12 protein-coding genes are annotated in these 17,356 nt (G+C 71.6%); 4 read left to right on the top strand and 8 right to left on the bottom strand.

Annotated features, from left to right (window positions below; all coding sequences use genetic code 11):
- Positions 1-2: 2 nt before the first annotated feature.
- From Aph01nite_RS20620 to Aph01nite_RS20645, 6 genes are all read right to left on the bottom strand, one after another.
- Positions 3-857 carry a carbohydrate ABC transporter permease gene (locus tag Aph01nite_RS20620; protein ID WP_204042563.1) on the bottom strand — a complete coding sequence of 285 codons (855 nt, stop codon included), beginning with the start codon at positions 855-857 and terminating at the stop codon, positions 3-5.
- A complete protein-coding gene (locus tag Aph01nite_RS20625) occupies positions 850-1,779 on the bottom strand; it encodes a carbohydrate ABC transporter permease (protein ID WP_204042564.1) in 930 nt (309 codons plus the stop codon). Before Aph01nite_RS20625 ends, Aph01nite_RS20620 begins: the two co-directional genes overlap by 8 nt.
- On the bottom strand, positions 1,776-3,053 hold the full coding sequence (locus Aph01nite_RS20630; protein WP_204042565.1) for an ABC transporter substrate-binding protein: 1,278 nt from the start codon (positions 3,051-3,053) through the stop codon (positions 1,776-1,778). The genes Aph01nite_RS20625 and Aph01nite_RS20630 overlap by 4 nt, the downstream gene beginning before the upstream one ends.
- Positions 3,054-3,097: 44 nt before the next feature.
- Complete coding sequence (locus Aph01nite_RS20635) at positions 3,098-5,518, bottom strand: glycoside hydrolase family 97 catalytic domain-containing protein (protein ID WP_204042566.1); 2,421 nt, start codon at positions 5,516-5,518, stop codon at positions 3,098-3,100.
- A gap of 387 nt (positions 5,519-5,905) precedes the next feature.
- A complete protein-coding gene (locus Aph01nite_RS20640; protein WP_204042567.1) occupies positions 5,906-10,198 on the bottom strand; it encodes a cation-translocating P-type ATPase in 4,293 nt (1,430 codons plus the stop codon).
- Between the two features lie 150 nt (positions 10,199-10,348).
- A complete protein-coding gene (locus Aph01nite_RS20645) occupies positions 10,349-10,486 on the bottom strand; it encodes a hypothetical protein (RefSeq protein ID WP_204042568.1) in 138 nt (45 codons plus the stop codon).
- Positions 10,487-10,850: 364 nt separating this feature from the next.
- On the opposite strand from Aph01nite_RS20645, the gene Aph01nite_RS20650 reads away from it, so the two are divergent.
- From Aph01nite_RS20650 to Aph01nite_RS20665, 4 genes are all read left to right on the top strand, one after another.
- The gene (locus Aph01nite_RS20650; RefSeq protein WP_204042569.1) at positions 10,851-11,336 is read left to right on the top strand and encodes a hypothetical protein; all 486 of its coding nucleotides are present in this window, start codon (positions 10,851-10,853) and stop codon (positions 11,334-11,336) included.
- A 130-nt stretch (positions 11,337-11,466) separates the two neighbouring features.
- Positions 11,467-14,181 carry a helix-turn-helix transcriptional regulator gene (locus Aph01nite_RS20655; protein ID WP_204042570.1) on the top strand — a complete coding sequence of 905 codons (2,715 nt, stop codon included), beginning with the start codon at positions 11,467-11,469 and terminating at the stop codon, positions 14,179-14,181.
- A 95-nt stretch (positions 14,182-14,276) separates the two neighbouring features.
- The gene (locus tag Aph01nite_RS20660; protein ID WP_204042571.1) at positions 14,277-15,101 is read left to right on the top strand and encodes an alpha/beta fold hydrolase; all 825 of its coding nucleotides are present in this window, start codon (positions 14,277-14,279) and stop codon (positions 15,099-15,101) included.
- A gap of 24 nt (positions 15,102-15,125) precedes the next feature.
- A complete protein-coding gene (locus Aph01nite_RS20665) occupies positions 15,126-15,917 on the top strand; it encodes an alpha/beta hydrolase (RefSeq protein ID WP_204042572.1) in 792 nt (263 codons plus the stop codon).
- Positions 15,918-15,952: 35 nt separating this feature from the next.
- Here Aph01nite_RS20665 and Aph01nite_RS20670 read toward each other — a convergent pair whose 3' ends face one another.
- Together Aph01nite_RS20670 and Aph01nite_RS20675 are read right to left on the bottom strand one after the other, a co-directional pair.
- The gene (locus Aph01nite_RS20670; RefSeq protein WP_204042573.1) at positions 15,953-16,501 is read right to left on the bottom strand and encodes a GNAT family N-acetyltransferase; all 549 of its coding nucleotides are present in this window, start codon (positions 16,499-16,501) and stop codon (positions 15,953-15,955) included.
- 87 nt (positions 16,502-16,588) lie between these two features.
- Entirely contained in the window at positions 16,589-17,320 is a 732-nt protein-coding gene (locus Aph01nite_RS20675) for an SDR family NAD(P)-dependent oxidoreductase (RefSeq protein ID WP_204042574.1), read from the bottom strand.
- Positions 17,321-17,356: the final 36 nt, after the last annotated feature.

Genomic DNA, 17,356 nt, shown 5'->3' on the forward strand with positions numbered 1-17,356 from the left:
CGTCATCCCTTCAGTCCGCTGTTGGCGATTCCCGCGAAGAACTGACGCTGCAACACCAGGAAGACGATCACCAGCGGAATCGAGCACACCAGGGCCCCCGCCATGAGCGTGGGATAGTCCGTACCGAACTGGCCTTGGAGGCCGGCGAGGCCGACCGGCAGCGGCCGGTTCTCGCCCGACGGCGAGACGATGAGCGGCCAGAGCAGGTCGTTCCACGAGTAGAGGCCGGTCAGGACGGTCAGCGCGGCCAGCATCGGCCGGGCCATCGGCAGCATGACGTGCCAGAAGACCTGGAACGGGTTGGCGCCGTCGAGGCGGGCCGCCTCCTCGTAGTCCTTCGGCATGTTGAGGAAGGCCTGCCGCATCAGGAAGGTGCCGAACGCGGAGAACAGGCCGGGGATGGCCAGCGCGGGGAGGGTGTCCAGCAGTCTCAGGTCGCGGATCAGCTGGTACTGGCCGATCAGGAACAGCTGGCTGGGCACCATCAGCATGGCGATGAACAGGCCGAACAGCACGTTGCTGCCGCGGAAGGGCATGCGGGCGAAGGCGTACCCGGCGAGGGCGGCGACGGTGACCTGGCCGACGACGCGCAGCACGAGCGAGCCGGTGGAGACGGCGAACATCGACCAGAACGGCACCGTGGAGAAGAACGTCTCGAACGAATGCACGCTGAAGTCGGCCGGGATGATCGTCGGCGGGATCCTGGTCACCTCGGAGGTGGTCTTGAAGACGCTGAGGATCTGCCAGACGAACGGCACGACCATGATGACGGCCGCCACGATCAGGACCGCGTGGATCGGCCAGCTGGAGATCGGCTTCCGCCTGGGGTGTGACCTGCGGGGGACGGACTCAGCCATAGAAGACCCAGGATTTCTGAAGACGGAACTGCAGCGCCGTCGCGATCATGATCGCGATGAGCAGCACGATGGCGATCGCGGCGCCGTAGCCCTGGTCGAACTGGACGAACGCCTTCTCGTAGAAGAGGTAGACGATCGTCTTGGAGTCGCCCAGCGCGGTGTTGTTGACGCTGCGCAGCATGATGAAGATCAGGTCGAACATCTGCAGGGCGGCGATCACGGTCAGGATCGTGACGAAGAAGATGCTCGGGGTGAGGAGCGGCACGGTGATGCGGAAGAACTGCCGGATCCGCCCGGCTCCGTCGAGGGCGGACGCCTCGTAGACGGCCTTCGGGATGGCCTGGAGACCGGCGCCGAGGATGATCAGGTTGATGCCGAGGCCCATCCAGATGCCGACGACGGCGAACGCGTAGATCGTGAACCGGGCGTCGGCCACCCAGTACTGGCCGTCGATGCCGAACCAGGACAGCACGTAGTTGAGCAGGCCGAAGTCGCCGTTGTAGATGAACCGCCAGACCATGCCGATGGCCACGGGCAGGGTGACCACCGGCAGGAAGAACAGCACCCGGTAGATCGTGCGCCCACGTCCGGCCTGCTCGATCAGCGCGGCCAGCACCACCGCCAGCGGGATGCCGAGCAGGACGATCACGGTGTAGAGCGCGGAGTTGCCGAACGCCTCCCAGACCTCGCCGTCACTCAGCAGGGCCGTGTAGTTGTCGACGCCGACGAAGGTGGCGGGCCCGAACGCCGGCACGTCCTGGAAGCTCTTGATCAGCGTGGACAGGAACGGCCACACGTACAGAGCGACCAGGCCGATCGTGGCCGGGGCGATGAACGCCACCGCCCACCACACGCTGGTCTGGTTGCCGCCCGCGCGGCGGCCGGAGGGCCGCCGCGCGGGCTTCGCTGCCACGTTCGTCATTTCTTGGCGAGCACCTGGTCGACGGCGTCCTGGTACTCCTTCGCGGCGGCCTCGACGGGCTTGGTCCCGTCCCAGGCCGGAGCCAGGTACTGCGCCGCCAGGCCCTGCCACTCGGCCGTGTTCCCGGCGACGGGGAGCGGGACGCTGTAGTCGATGGCGTCGATGAAGACCTGGAGCTTGAACTCCGGCATCGAGTCGAGCCACGGCTGCTGCGTGCCCTTGTAGGCGGGCAGCACGGTGCCGGTGGCCGCCTGGATCTCGGCGGCCTTGGTGCCCCCGAGGAAGGTGAGGAACTTCTTGAGCTCCTCCGGGTGCTTGCTGCCGGCGTACCCGGCGTTGCCGATGCCGCTGGTGACGGTGGCGCGCTTGACACCCTGCGGCAGCGGCGCGACGTCGACCTTGCCCTTGAGCTCGGCGTTCTTGTAGAAGCGCAGCGCCCAGTACGCGCCGGAGAAGTACATGGCGACCTTCTGGTTCTCGAACATCGAGACCGCCTCGGTGTCCGACAGCTGCTTCAGCGTCGGCGAGGAGCCCGCCTTCTGCAGGTCAGCCCAGAACTTGAGACCGGCCACCCCGGCCGGGCCGGCGAAGTCGGAGGCGGTGCCGTCGGCGTTGATGATGGTGCCGCCGGCCTGGAGGATCGTGTTGTAGTAGCCGCCCTGCGCGTCGATCGGGGCGGCGATCCCCCACACGCCCTTGGCCGGGTCGGTCAGCTTCTTGGCCGCGTCCTGCACGTCCTGCCAGTCCCAGGTGTCGTCCGGGTACTTGACGCCGGCGGCGTCGAACAGCGCCTTGTTGTACCAGATGCCGTTGGTGTCGAAGTCCTTCGGCAGCGCGAAGATCTTGCCCTCGTACGTGTACGAGTCGGACACCGCCTTCGGGTACACGCTCATGTCGATACCGGACTTGACCGTGTCGGACAGGTCGATCAGGGCGCCGCCCTTGGCGTACTCGCGGAAGTGGTCGGCGAGCATCCAGAACGCGTCGGGCGCGGTGCCGCCGGCGGCGCCCACCTGGAGGGTCGACCAGTACTCGGGCCAGGGCAGCGTCTGCACCTTGACGGTGATGTTCGGGTTCTCCTTCTGGAACTCGGCGGCGATCTGCTCCATCGCGGGAGACTGGTCCTCGCTCCAGTTCGCGTAGGTGAGGGTGACCTTCTCCGCCGCCGCGCCCGTGCCTCCCGCGCTCCCGGTCTCGGTGCCGCCGCCGGAACATGCGGTGAGGAGTGTCGCCGCCACGGCCATCGCCATGGCACCTGTCCATTTGTGCTTCATGCTGTTCCTCTGTACTTTGTGCGCCGGTCGTCGACCGGGGGGTGTTAGCGGTTGACGGATGTGACGTGGACGATGGTGTCGACCCAGTCGACGTGCACGCCGAGGTCGTCGGGACCGGCCGCTTCGCTGCGCAGGCACAGCGTACGGACCCCGTGGATGTCCAGGTCGAAGGTGATCACGGGCTTGCCCGCCTCGACCAGGGCCGAGTAGATCTCGCGGTCGTCGGCGAGCACGCTGACCCTGGCCCGGCCGGTGGACTCGTCGTCGACGCCGACGGCGCCGGCGCACCGCTGGGCGTGCCCGCCCAGGTGGAAGCGGGCCTCGGAGTAGGGCGCGGTGCCCAGGCCGCGCTCGAACTCCTGCCCGGCCACCCGCATCGGCCGGCCGTCGCCGGGGTTGCCCCCGCCGTTCGACTGGTCGCGCTCGACGGGACCGTCCTCGTTGACAAACGCGATCATCGGCAGCTCGGAGATCTGGTACGCCCCTGACGTCAGCGGGCGCACGACCCGCGCGTGCGCCACCACGGGCACCACGCCGTCGCCGTCCCGCTCGACCGTCACGACGCCGAGCCGCCCGGGACGCAGCCCCGGACCTGGACGAACCGCCCACCTGGTCTCATCGAGGCGGTCGGCGCTCCAGCCCGCGGGCAGCCGCACCCGCGCGTCGGCGTCCGTCGTGATCACCGCGTTCCCGTCCGCGCCGATCTCCGCGACGGCCGGCCACACCACCGGAGCGGTCTGGTACGCCCTGGGCGCGGCCCGGAACACCTCCGCGCCCGCCGGCGCCACGATCCCGGCGAACCCCCCGTCCCGGGCCACGGGAACCGCGACGGCGTCCGTGGCGGTCGTGCTCGTCTCCCCGTCGTCCCCGACGATCCACACCTGGGCGTCCGCCCCCACGCCGAGCCGGTCCAGCGGCACCCGGATCACCCGCGCGTCCCCCGTCGAGATCCCGCCCAGGAACCACCGGTCCCCCGCGCGCCGGGCGATCACCGCGTACGTGTCGGGATCGCCCGCCAGCAAAACCGTCTCGTCCCAGACCGGCGCCAGTTCCGCCAGGAACCGGGCCGCCGACGGACGCGCCGCGTAGGCGTCGACGTGATCGGCGAAGTGCGTGATCCCGCACTCGAACGCCACCGCCAGCCCCAGCTCGTGCCCGTCGCTGGTGGTACGGCCCGCCGCCCCGAAGGCGACCGGCGTCGCGTCCATCGCCCCGACGATGTTGCGGGTGAACGGCTGGATGACGTTGTGGGACGCGGTCAGCGCCTGGTTCTCGAAGAACACGTAGTACTCGGCGCCGCGGATCGCCTCATACCCGATCACCTGCGGGAACGTACGCATCCAGCCGCGCGGGATGACCGAGCCGTGGAAGTTGACCATGAGGCCCAGCCGGGCCGACTCGGTGAGGATCGTGTCGTACCAGCGGTACCGGTCCTTGGACTCCGACTCCATGAAGTCGACCTTGATCCCGGCGACCCCCCAGGACCGCCACAGCGCGAGTCTGCGCAGGTCCTCCGGGCTGTTGAGGTCACGCCAGATGGTCCACAGGTGGACCTGGACACCCCGCAGGCTCGCGTACGCGACGATCTCCGGAACCCAGGTCTCCTCCCAGCCGCAGTCGATGAGCAGGTGCTCCCAGCCGAGGTCGGCGGCCACGTCGACGAAGTGCCGCTGCTTGGCCAGCTGGGCGCCCGAGTAGAAGTCGGACCACCACGACCAGGCCGCGCGGCCGGGACGCACCCAGGTCGCGTCCGCGAGTTCGGGCACGACGGCCGGGGCCAGCTCCTCGACGAACAGGGAGGACACGAGGTCGGCGAGGGTGCCGACGAGGAGGACCCGCCACGGGGTCACGACGCCGCGGGCGACCTCGACGGCGTCGTCGGCCAGGGTGAAGCCGAGCGTCCCGCCGTCCGCGCGGACGTGCGCGCCGGCGAAGCGGCCGTCGATCCCGGATTCGGTGATCAGGACGTAGGTCGCCGGGTCCAGGCAGGTGAGGAAGGGGAATCCGTAGTCGCCGTCGGCCAGATCGGCGGTGTCCACGCCGAAGCGGGGGGTCTCGTACCAGGTCTGGTAGTCGAGGACCCAGTTCCTGGAGCCGGCGGGGAGGGTGACGGCGGTGCGATCGCCGGTGACGCGGGCGGTGCCGTCCAGCGCGGGCAGGGCGTACCGGACGGCCACGCCGTCCGGGCCGGCGCGCAGGATGACCTGCCACTCGACGCCGCCGGCCTCGCGGAAGGTGTGCACGCTCTCGTGGTGCTCGTACGCGTGCTCGCCGGCCGCCTTGCCGGAGCGGAGCGTGAACCGGTCGGCGACCGTACGGTCCGCGACGTGGACGAGTTCCGCGTCGGTGCCCAGCGGGGTGCCGTCGAGTGAGAAGCCGAGCGGGATGCCGTCGAGGACGGTTTCGGCGTCCCTGGTCACGGTCAGCCGCACACCCGAGTCCGTGACGCGGATCGAAGCGTTCACGCGGGGGCGTACACAATCGCTCAAGACGTTCTCCATCGCATGCCGTCGGTCAGCACGTTGTCCGGGGGAGTGCCCAACGGTATGCGATCGCGACATTTCGCCTCCGTTGAGCGTGATGGGGTGGGACTCACTAGACAGATCCACACTGGTGAGGCAAAACTATGGGCCCCGCTGAGCGCGGCCGGAATGGTGGAACCGTCAGAACACCTGGACGATCCGACTACGTCGCCGATGATCTCCGGCGACTGGGGCCTACTCCGCAGGTGACCGGTACCAACCCAGGACGCCCGTCGAATCCTGCCCCCATTCAGGCGGAGGGCAGGATTAGACGGGCGGCCGCGGTGGGCGTTTTTCCGGATATTTCGTTTTCCAGCCCAGAAAGACGCACTAGTCGGACGCCCGAGTGCGGGCCATCACCAGGCCCGCGGTCGTCGCCGTCGCCGCGCTCGTCATGGCGATCAGCCAGCCGATCGGCCCGAGCGGGCGGCAGCCGAACAAGGTGCTGACCCCCGGGATCGAGACGATCAGGGCGAGCGCGGCCAGCGAGACGACCCCGGACGCCAGGACGGTACGGTCGCCCCGGCTCACGGCCATGGTCTGCATGAGCTGGGCCGACACCAGGGCGACCAGTGCCACCGTGCTGGTGTTCCAGCGGATGCCGGTGAAGCTGTCGGCCGTCGCGGCGAGCGCCGCCGCCGCGGCGGTGACCCCGGCGCGCAAGGAGATGTCGCGGCCGAGGGATCTGCCCAGGGACGCCTCCGGGCCCTCGGCGAGGAGCTGTTCCGAGCTGGTCCCGGCCGGTGGCCGTACTGCGACGGCCATGGCGGGGAGCATGTCGGTGAGCAGGTTGACCAGGAGCAGCTGGCGGGCGTTGAGGGCGGCGGCGGCGCCCAGGGCCCCGGCGCCGAGGGTGTAGGCGACCTCGCCGAGGTTGCCGCCGAGCAGGATGGCCAGGGCGTCGCGGACGGACGTCCACATGGCGCGGCCCTCGGCGATGGCGTCGGTGATGGTCTCGATGCGGTCGTCGGTGACCACCACGTCGGCCGCGCCCCTGGCGGCCTGGGTGGCCTCGGGGCCGAGGGCGATGCCCACGTCGGCGAGGCGGATGGCGGGGGCGTCGTTGGCGCCGTCGCCGGTCACCGCGACGACGCGGCCGCTGTCGCGGAACGCCTTCACGATGCGCACCTTGTGGGCGGGCGTGGTCCGGGCGAACACCGCGACGTGCGGCAGCAGCTCGGCCAGTTCCCGGTCCGCCAGGGCGTCGAGGTCGGCTCCGGTGAGGATGCGGCCGCCGTTGAGGGCGTTCAGTTCGGCGGCGATGGCCTCGGCCGTGCTGGGGTGGTCGCCGGTGACGATGACGTGCCGGACGCCGGCCTGCTGCAGCCGGGCCACGCCCAGGGCGGCGGTCGAGCGGACCGGGTCGGCCAGGGCGAGCAGGCCGAGCAGGGTCAGCCCGTCGACGCGGGACTCGTCCAGGTCACGGCGGTTGGAGGCGGGCCGTTCCGCGACGGCGAGCACCCGGTAGCCCTTGCGGGCCAGGCGGTCCACCTTCCCGTGGAGCTCGGCGCGGGTCTGGTCGTCGATGGGGATCTCGGCGCCGTCGACCAGCCAGGCCGTACAGCGCTCCAGCATGATCTCGGGGGCGCCCTTGACGCTCAGGCGCTGGCCGCCGGGGCCCCGGCCGAGGCAGGCGTGGTAGCCGCGGCCGGGCTCGAACGGCATCTCGTCGACGAGGGTCCAGTCGCCGTTGCCGACGCCGGCGCGGGCCGCGCCCTCCACCACCGCGCGGTCGGTGGGGTGCGGGAGCGCCTCGCCGGGCGTCGGGCAGGCCCGTACGGCCGTGATCAGCACCTGCCGCAACGCCGGGCTGAGCCGGTTGACCGCGGAGTCGGTACGCCCGTCGCTGACCCGGCGCAGCCGGATGCGGCCTTCGGTGAGCGTGCCGGTCTTGTCGAAGCAGAGCACGTCCACCCGGCCGAGCGTCTCGATGGTGCCGGGGTTGCGGACCAGCACGCCGTGCTTGGACAGCCGTTTCGCCGAGGCCAGCTCGGCCACCGTGGCCACGAACGGCAGCCCCTCCGGCACGGCGGCGACCGCCAGGCTCACCGCCTGCCCGAGCGAGGCGCCGAGGGCGCTCCCGCGCAGCAGGTCCAGGCCGACCAGCAGGCCGCCCGCGCCGACCGACAGCGGCAGGATGAGCCGGGTGAGCTCGCGCAGCCGGGCCTCGACGCCCCCGGCCGGGGGGCCGTCCGCGGCCGTGCGGGCGCTGCGTCCCGTCTCGGTCGCCGCCCCGGTGGCCACGACCACGCCCGCCCCGGACCCGGCCGCGATGATCGAACCCTGGTAGACCATGGAACGCCGGTCGGCGACCGTCTCCGCGGCCACCGGCTGGGCGGTCTTGGGCACCGGCAGCGACTCCCCGGTGAGGGAGGACTCGTCCACCTCCAGGTTGTCGGCCTCGATCAACCGGCAGTCGGCCGGTACGGCGTCGCCCGCCTCCAGCTCGACCACGTCCCCCGGCACCAGCAGCTCCGCGGCCGTCTCGACCACCTTGCCGTCGCGGCGCAGCCGGGCCCGTACGGCGGTGACGGTCACCAGCTCGTGCAGCGCGCGGTCGGCGCCCTTCCGCTGCAGGCCCCCGATCAGCGCGTTCACCCCGAGCACGCCGCCGATGAGCCCGGCGTCCGACACCGAGCCCAGCATGGCGGAGACGGCCGCCCCGGCCGCCAGGACCGGCGTGAGCGGGTTGGCCAGCTCGTCGATGAACACCCGGAAGAATCCCGGCGGGCCTTCCGCGGAGACCGGGACGACGCGGCGGCGGTCCGCCTCGCCGTCGGGCAGCCCATCGGCGGCCGTGCCCAGCCGGTCGAGCACGGCCCGTACGGGCATGGCGTGCCACGGGGTGGGGTCGTACGGGATGGGCGCGGGGCGGCGGAGCATGCGCCGGGCGGTCCACATGCCGTCGGCGAGCGCGATCCCCGCCGCCACGTTGACGGCGGCGTAGCTGGTCCGGGCGCCGCGCGGCGTGCCCAGGGTCAGCACCGCCGCGCAGGACGAACCCGCGAAGGCCAGCCACGCGCTGCGCCTGCTCATCTGCCGGGCCGCCTCGGCGGTGGCGAGCACCAGGATCACCCCGGGCAGGTCGCAGCTCACGTCGGCGGTCCACCGCCGGTGCCGCGGCGACCCGATGCCGATCCCGAGGTCCGCGGCGGCCAGCGCGGCCATGCGGGAGGCGGAGACCACCGCCACGCCGTGCCCGCCGGCCTGGAGGGCGCGCACCTCGCCGGCCAGCTGCCGTCCGCCGGGGATCGAGCCGGCCACGCGGAGGCGGTGTCCCGCGTCCGGGGGGCCGCCGGCCAGCAGGACGGTGCCCGCCGACTCGGCCGCCTCGATCAGCGGCCTGGCCAGGGGATCCAGCTCGGCGATCATGGTCACCCTGGCGACGGGACGGCCGTCGCGGGTGAGGGTGAGCGTGCCCTCCCCGGCCGGGCCCGGCTCGACGGACCAGGCGGCCTGCTCGCGGCGCCGCCACGGATCGGCCGGATCGACCAGCTCGTGGAGGACCGCGTGCACCTCCGCCTGCTCGATCCCCGGTTCCCCGGCCATCTCGACGCGGTGCACCGTCCAGCGGCCGGTCAGCAGGGCGTCCACGTCGATGACCACGGTGTCGACGCGGTCCATCCGGCGCAGCGCCCGGGGGTCGAGCACCAGCACGCCGCGCTCGGCCAGGCCCCGGCCGAACTCGGCGCTGAAGGCCTCCCGGCCGAGCCGCGCGGCCTTGGGCGCCGCCGCCGCCAGGAAGGCCAGCCCGTACGCGGGGGCGCCGCCGAGGGTGGCGGTCAGCCCGGACGCGCCGAGGGCGAGGGGGACGGCCCGGTCGCAGTAGCGCTCGATCGGGCCCGGGGGCAGGGGGGCGGGACGCTTGAGCCGTACGGACGGACCCGTCTGGTGGGTGGCGGTGTCGGCGGCGCCCTTGGTCCAGGCGTGGTGGTGGGCGCGGGACTCGGCCAGCAGCAGGCCGGCCCCGGCGGTGTCGATCAGCTGGCCCAGCGGGCGGAAGGACAGCACGTTGACGATCGTCGTGGTGATCCCGAAGAGGGCGTCGGCGGTGGGTTCGTCGACCCGTCCCGCGATCGCCTCCCGCAGCCTGGGGTACGCGTCGGCCAGGCTGACCAGCAGCGGCACGGCCGGAGGCAGCCCCCGTACGCCCGCCAGGCGGCCGGCCGCGGAGATGCCGAGCCCGGCGAGTCGTACGCCGAAGCCGAGGGTCGCCGCGGGCAGGTCGGGCAGGGCCACGGCGCTGGCGTACGGCGCGGCCTCCAGTTCGTGGTCACGCTCCACTTCCTGGATCAACGCCACCAGGTCGTCCTCGTCGAGGGCCTGTCCGGCCAGGAAGACGTATCCGAGCGCCCGGTTGACCTCGGTGCGCTTGACCCCGTCGCGCCCGGCGAGGCGCCGTTCGAGGGTCTCGGCCGCGGCCTCCGTGCCGGGAAGGTGCAGTCCCCGCACCTCCACACAGAGGCCGCCTTCGGTAGGCCAGCTACGGCGCCTGCGGCGCTTGACCGGGGCGGCCAGAGTGTCGACCACCTCGCCGAACCTGGTCGCCTCGCCGCGGACCAGCTCGGGGGCCGGGAGGTAGCGAATCATTCCGGTGGCCAAGGTCAGCATCCGCCCGAACATGCCGTGATCCCCCCGTAGATCGCCTATGCCTGCGTTCGGGGGAAACGTTCAGGCTCTGATCTTATGACCCGACAGGCGATCTACCTGGCGAAATTCCCGGTGTTAGGACAAAGATGACACTTGCCACCCATGATCTTGAATCGTACGGCTTCAGGCGGCCGCGAAACCGGGCTGCATGGCGAAGCGGCGCAGAGCGGCCTGGACCAGGGTCTGCACCAGGTGCGCGACCAGGGCCTCAAGCGCGATGGCCGCTGCCCGGGCAAGCAGCGAACCGAAGAAAGCGGACATACGGGGTACCTCACGCGGATGATGGTCTATTCCTGACGAAGTCCACCTTAATGACACATTCATCCTGCTTCTGTCTGTTTCGTGAACTTGCGGTGACTATTTGGTCAGGATGTAGACCCACGCGCAGTCTGCACCCCTCCGACCCCACGAGTCCCAGCCCTCCCAGGTCACCAGACCCCGACATTTCGGCATAGACCGCATCAAGTTACCCATCGTCAGGCTTCTGCCCGTTTTGGGTGGGAATGGTCATTGAATCGAAGTTCCCGGGCTGTCACCGTCCGGGCGACGGGAAGGTACGGGGGACCAAGTCCAATCAGGGTCGAACCAGGGCCGAATCAAGGCGAATCGAGGGGAAGAGGGGGCCATGACTGTCACCGATACCAGGAGCTCGCCCGCGAAAACCGCCGCCGAGAGAACCTCGATGGCGGCGGAGGAGGACCTGCTGGCGCTCGATCTGCCAATGGTCAGCCTCCAGGTGCACCGGCCGCACATGCACATGCCGCGCATGGACGACTCATGGGCCGGTCACATGATGGACATGGGCAAGTCGATGGGCAAGTCGATAGTGCCGACGCCGGAGCACATCGTGTACTACGGCGGACTCGGCGCGCTCGCCGTCTTCGGCGCCATCGAATGGCCGGTCGCGGCCGCGATCGGCGTGGGCACCATGATCGCGTCCCGGGTCCGGGGCGGCATGGAACGCGCCCGGGGCGGCGGCCGCATGGAACGCGGCATGGAGCAGGGCAAGCCGGACGGCGCCCCGCGACGCTCGCCCGCGCGGACCACACGGACGACCCGGACCACCCGGGCGACCACCGCGTCCAAGCGCGCCACCGCCCGCAGCAAGTAGAGCCCACCGATGAACGGATCAGGCCGCGTCAGGCGGCCTGATCACTCTCGGCCGATCAATCTGGTCAGGGTGCGGCGGCGCTGGTTCAATTGCCTCGCATCACGCACGCGCCCAGCTGAGGAGCGTTGGAATGATCACGGGACGGGCCGGGGAACGCGGGGCGCTCGACCGTCTCATCGCCCGATTACACGAGGGTCTGAGCGGAGCCCTGATGCTCCGGGGAGACGCGGGCATCGGCAAGACCGTCCTGCTCGACTACGTGGCCGCCCGGGCGACCGGCGTACGCGTGCTGCGGGTGGCCGGCGTGAAGGAGGAGTCGGCGTTCGCGTTCGCCGCGCTGCACCGGCTCCTCCTGCCGTTCCTGAAAGAACCTGACGGGCTCGCCCCGTCGCAGCGTACGGCGCTGCGCGTGGCCTGCGGCCTGGCCGACGGGCCACCGGCCGACCGGTTCCTGGTCGGCCTCGGCGCGCTCAACCTGCTGGCCGGGATCGCCGCGCGGGAGCCGGTGCTGTGCTGCGTGGACGACGCCCAGTGGCTGGACGAGGAGTCGCTCGGCGTGCTGGCCTTCGTCGCCCGCCGGGTGCACGCCGAGGGCATCGGCCTGGTGTTCGCCGCCCGCCCCGGCTTCCACGGACTGGCCGGCCTGCCGGTCACCGAGATCGCGGGCCTGGCCGAGACCGACGCGCTCGCCCTGCTGACCTCGGTCGTGGGCGGGCAGCTGGACGCCCGGGTGGCCGCCAGGATCGTGGCCGCCACGGCCGGCAATCCGCTCGCCCTGACCGACCTGGGCCGGGAGCTCTCGGCCGACCAGCTGAGCGGCGGCCTGTCGCTGCCCGACCCGCTGCCGGTGGGCGGGCGGCTGGAGGAGCACTACCTCCGTCAGGTGCACGAACTTCCCCAGGTCACGCAGACCTGGCTGCTGCTGGCCGCCGCGGAACCCAGCGGCGACCTCGGCTACATCGCCGGCGCGGCCCGGCGGCTGGGCATCGACGCCGACGCCACCGGCCCGGCCGAGTCCGCGCGCCTGGTGGCACTGCGCGCCGGCGCGGAGTTCCGGCACCCGCTCATCCGGTCGGCGATCTACGGGGGCGCCACCAGCGTGGCGCGCAGGCACGCCCACAGCGCGCTGGCCGCCACCACCACCCGGCCGGCCGACGCCGACCGGCGGGCCTGGCACCTGGCCGCCGCCTGCATCGGGCCCGACGAGAGCGTGGCCACCACGCTGGAACAGGCGGCCGACCGGGCCGGCGGCCGGGGCGGATTCGCCGCCCGCGCCACCTTCCTGGCCCGCGCCGCCGAACTCACCCCCGAGGGAGCCGACCAGGACAGGCGGCGGATCACCGCGGCGGAGGCCGCGTTCACCGGCGGCGCGCCGCTCCAGGCCCAGAGCCTCCTGGACGCGCTGGACTTCGACTCGCTCGACGACGTCAGCCGGGGCCGGGTGCTGATGGTGCGGGCGTCCGCGCCGATCGTGCTGGGCGCGCCGGGGGCGTTCGCCAGGGCGCCGGCGCTGTGCCTGGCCGCCGCGAAGGCCTTCGCCGGCCAGGCCCCGGCGCTGGCCAACGACGCGCTGGTCAGAGCCGCGGAGCGGGCCATCACGGCCGAGCACCTCATCGACGGCACCACCCTCGCGGAGATCGCCCAGGCCGGTCTCTCGCTGGTCGAGGCGGATCCCGTCCTGCGCGCCTTCTCGGTGCTGATCCTCGACGGCTACGAGGCGGCCGTGCCGCACCTGCGGGAGGCGGTCGCCGGGCTGCTCGACCCGGTCACCTCGGACGAGGAGATCCTGCAGAAGTTCACGCTGTCCGTCACCCTGGCCATGGTGCTGTGGGACGACGAGCGGCAGAACGCCCTCATGCGGAAGGCCGCGGAGGTCGCCCGCCGTACCGGGTCGTTGTACTACCTCGACGGCGCGCTGTACTGCTGGTCGATGCACGAGACCATCCTCGGGGACCTGGACCGGGCGGACGCGCTGGTCAGGGAGAGCCACCAGATCCGCTCCGCGATGGGGGCGACCGCCGACGTGTGGGAGATCTACCGGCATCCCGAGCTGCTCGCGTGGCGGACCGAGGACGACGCGGTCGCGGAGCGGCTGCGGCGGTCGATGGAGGCGGCCACGTTGCTGGGCAACGGCGCGGTGGAGGCGATCGGCTGGATCGGCAGGAGCATCCTGGCGCTGAGCCTGGGCGACTACCTGGGGGCCAGCGCGATCATCCAGCGGCTGGTGGGCAAGGACCGGATGGCCATGCACACGCGGCTGCTGCCCGACCTGGTGGAGGCCGCCGTACGCGCCGGGGACCGGGTGCTGGCCGAGTCCGCCGCCGGCACCCTGGCGGCCCGCGCGACCGCGAGCGGGTCCACCCGCGGGCTCGGCGTGCTGGCGCGCTCGCAGGCGCTGCTGGCCTACGGGGAGCACGCGGAGGCGCTCTACCGGCAGGCGGTCGGCCTGCTCGGCCAGATCAGGGCGCCCGGCGAGTTGGCCCGCGCGCACCTGCTGTACGGCGAGTGGCTGCGCCGGGGCAAACGGCGCAAGGACGCCCGCGACCAGCTGAGCCTCGCCCTGTCCATGTTCGAGGAGATGGGCGCGGGCGGCTTCGCCGAACGGGCCCGCCAGGAGCTGCTGGCCACCGGCGAGCGCGCCCGGGCCCGCTCCCCCGAGACGGCCAACCAGCTGACGCCGCAGGAGATGACGATCGCCGGGCTGGCCCGCCGGGGCGCCACCAACGCCGAGATCGCCGCCCAGCTGTTCATCAGCGCGAACACGGTCGACTACCACCTGCGCAAGATCTTCAGAAAGCTCGGGGTGAGCTCCCGGCGTCAGCTCGCGGCGGCGCTGGGCGACTGAGCCGGGGTCACGACTACGCGATTCACGGGATTCGACGGACCTGGTCCGTGACCGAGGATCGAGCACGTCCGCTTGGTCCGCAGACGGGAGCGCTCATGTCGTTCGTCACCGCCGCCGACGGCGCGCAGATCTTCTACAAGGACTGGGGCGCGGGACGTCCGGTCGTGCTCAGCCACGGCTGGCCGCTGAACGCCGACAGCTGGGAGGCGCAGATGCTCTTCCTGGCCGAGAACGGCTTCCGCGTCGTCGCCCACGACCGCCGCGGCCACGGCAGGTCGTCCCAGACCTGGCACGGCAACGAGATGGACACCTACGCCGACGACCTGGCCGCCCTCATCCAGACGCTCGACCTGCGGGACGTCACCCTGGTCGGGTTCTCCACCGGCGGGGGCGAGGTCGCCCGCTACGTCGGCAGGCACGGCACCGGCCGGGTACGGCAGATCGCCCTGGTGGCCGCGGTGCCGCCGTACCTGCTGCGGACGGAGGACAACCCGGGCGGCGTGCCGGTCGACGTCTTCGACGCCATCCGCCTCGGGTCGCTGGCCGACCGCGCCCAGCTCTACCGCGACCTGGCCGACGGGCCCTTCTTCGGGGGCAACCGCCCCGGCGCCGACCCCTCCCAGGGGATGCGTGACGCGTTCTGGCGGCAGGGCATGCAGGCCGGGCACCGGAACGCGTACGAGTGCGTCGCGGCGTTCTCGGCCACCGACTTCCGCCCCGACCTGGACGCCTTCGACGTGCCCACGCTCGTCGTCCACGGCGACGACGACCAGGTGGTGCCGTTCGAGGTGGGCGGCAAGGCGTCGGCCGCGCGGATCAAGGACGCGGTGCTCAAGGTCTACCCGGGCGCGCCCCACGGCATCACCGACACCCACAAGGAGCAGCTCAACGCCGACCTGCTCGAGTTTCTCCGCTCGTAACGCCGTCACCGATTAGGGAGTGCAATGAAACCTGACACGATTGTCCTCATTCACGGCTTCTGGGTTACCCCGCGCAGCTGGGAGCACTGGATCACCCACTACGAGGCCAAGGGCTTCACGGTGCTGGCCCCGGCCTACCCCGGCTTCGAGGTCGAGGTGGAGGCGCTCAACGCCGATCCCACCCCGATCGAGCAGGTGACCGTCCCGCAGATCATCGAGTCGCTGGAGACCCTGATCGGCGGCCTGGAGACCCCGCCGATCCTCATCGGCCACTCGGCCGGCGGCGTGTTCACCCAGATCCTGCTCGACCACGGGTACGGCGCGGCCGGTGTGGCCATCAACTCCGCGCCCACCGAGGGCGTCAAGGTGATCCCGCTGTCGCAGATCAAGGCCACGTTCCCGGTGCTGAAGAACCCGGCCAACCGCCACAAGGCCGTCGGTTTCACGTACGAGCAGTGGAAGTACGCCTTCACCAACACCTTCCCCGAGGACGAGGCCCGCGCCACGTACGAGCGCTACCACATCCCCGCCTCCGGCAACATCTTCTGGGGCAGCGCGCTGGCCAACATCCACCCGGGCAAGGACGACAACTGGGTGAACTACCACAACGAGGACCGCAAGCCGCTGCTGTTCATCGCCGGCGAGAAGGACAACCTGATGCCGCCGAGCATCCAGCGCTCGAACGCCAAGCACTACAAGTCCGACACCGTCACCGAGGTGATCGAGTACCCCGGCCGGGCGCACCTGATGCCCGCGGAGAAGGGCTGGGAGGAGATCGCCGACCGGGCCCTGGAGTGGGCTCTCGAACACTCCTGACCTGAACCGGAGGGTGAATCCCCCGGGATTCACCCTCAGCGGTCGCGGAGGCGGCCCATGACGTGGGCGTCCATCCAGGCGCCCGCGCCGTACCCGACGCGCGGCATGGTGCCCTCGATGGCGAAGCCGAGGCTCTGGTAGAGCTTGATCGCGTGGTCGTTGTCCGTGAAGACGATCAGGGTCAGCCGGCTGAGGTTGAGCCAGTTCTCGGCGAGTTCGATCATGGCCTCCATCAGGGCCCGGCCGACGCCTCTGCGGACGTGGTCGGCGCGGGTGGCCACCAGGTTGATCTCGCCGGAATGGCGCTGCCGGGGCTCGTCCGGGTAGGTCACCAGCTCGCCGAAGCCGACGACCTGGCCGTCCGCCTCGGCGGCGAGCTGGTGGACGCCGCGCTCGGGGGTGAGCCGCGCGCGGGTCTGGTGGAGCGGGGCGAAGGGCACCCGCAGGGAGCCGGCCAGCACGTGCGGGCTGGTCAGCATGGCGTGCACGGCCTCGTGGTCCCCCTCGCCGACATGGCGGATGACGAGGTCGAGACCCGGGACCGGGACAGGCGTCAGCCGGACGCCGTTCCTGAGATTGTTCATCGTTCTTTCCTGACGGGAAGCCGCTGGTGGTCGGCTCCATGGTCGGCCGGTCCGCCGTTCCGCTCTATGAACAAGTGCACGTACGACTCAAACGGCCGTACCGCCCCCGTCCACGTGGATCGTCGAGCCGGTGACGTAGCTCGCGCGCGGCGAGGCCAGGAACACGACGGCCTCCGCGATCTCACGCGCCCGCCCGGTACGGCCCAGCGGCATCGCCCGGCCCAGTTCCTCCACGCCCTCCCCCCATTCCACGAGAACCCCCTCCGTCCTGGTCGAACCGGGCGCGACACTGTTGACCCGGACGTGCGGCGCGAATTCCACCGCCCACGTACGCGTGAGCGAGGCCAGCGCCGACTTCGACGCGCTGTACACCGAAGCCCCCGGATACCCCTTCAACGTGGCCAGCGTGGTGACGTTGACGATGGCCCCCCTGCCCTGTTCGAGCATGTGCGGCACCAGCATCGCCACCAGGAAGTACGGCCCGCGCACATTGGTGTTGAAGACCATCTCGAACCCTGGCACGTCCTGCTCCACCGTCGGCGCGGCCGGGAAGCTGCCCGCGTTGTTGACCAGCACGTCCACCGGCCCCGCCTGCTCGGCCAGCGCGGCGACCGACGCCAGGTCGGACAGGTCGGCCTGGACGAACCGCACCCGGCCGGAGCCGATCGTGTCGATCGTGTCGACGGCCTGCTTGCCCCGCTCCACGTCCCGGCCGGTGATCACCACCTCGGCGCCCGCCGCCGCGAGCCCGCGCGCGGTCTCCAGGCCGATCCCCGCGGTGCCGCCGGTGACCAGCGCCACCTGGTTGTCGAGTTCCATGCCGCATCTCCATCCGTCGTCATCGTTCACGGGTCA

The sequence above is a fragment of the Acrocarpospora phusangensis genome, assembly GCF_016862995.1.
Lineage (GTDB): Bacteria > Actinomycetota > Actinomycetes > Streptosporangiales > Streptosporangiaceae > Acrocarpospora > Acrocarpospora phusangensis.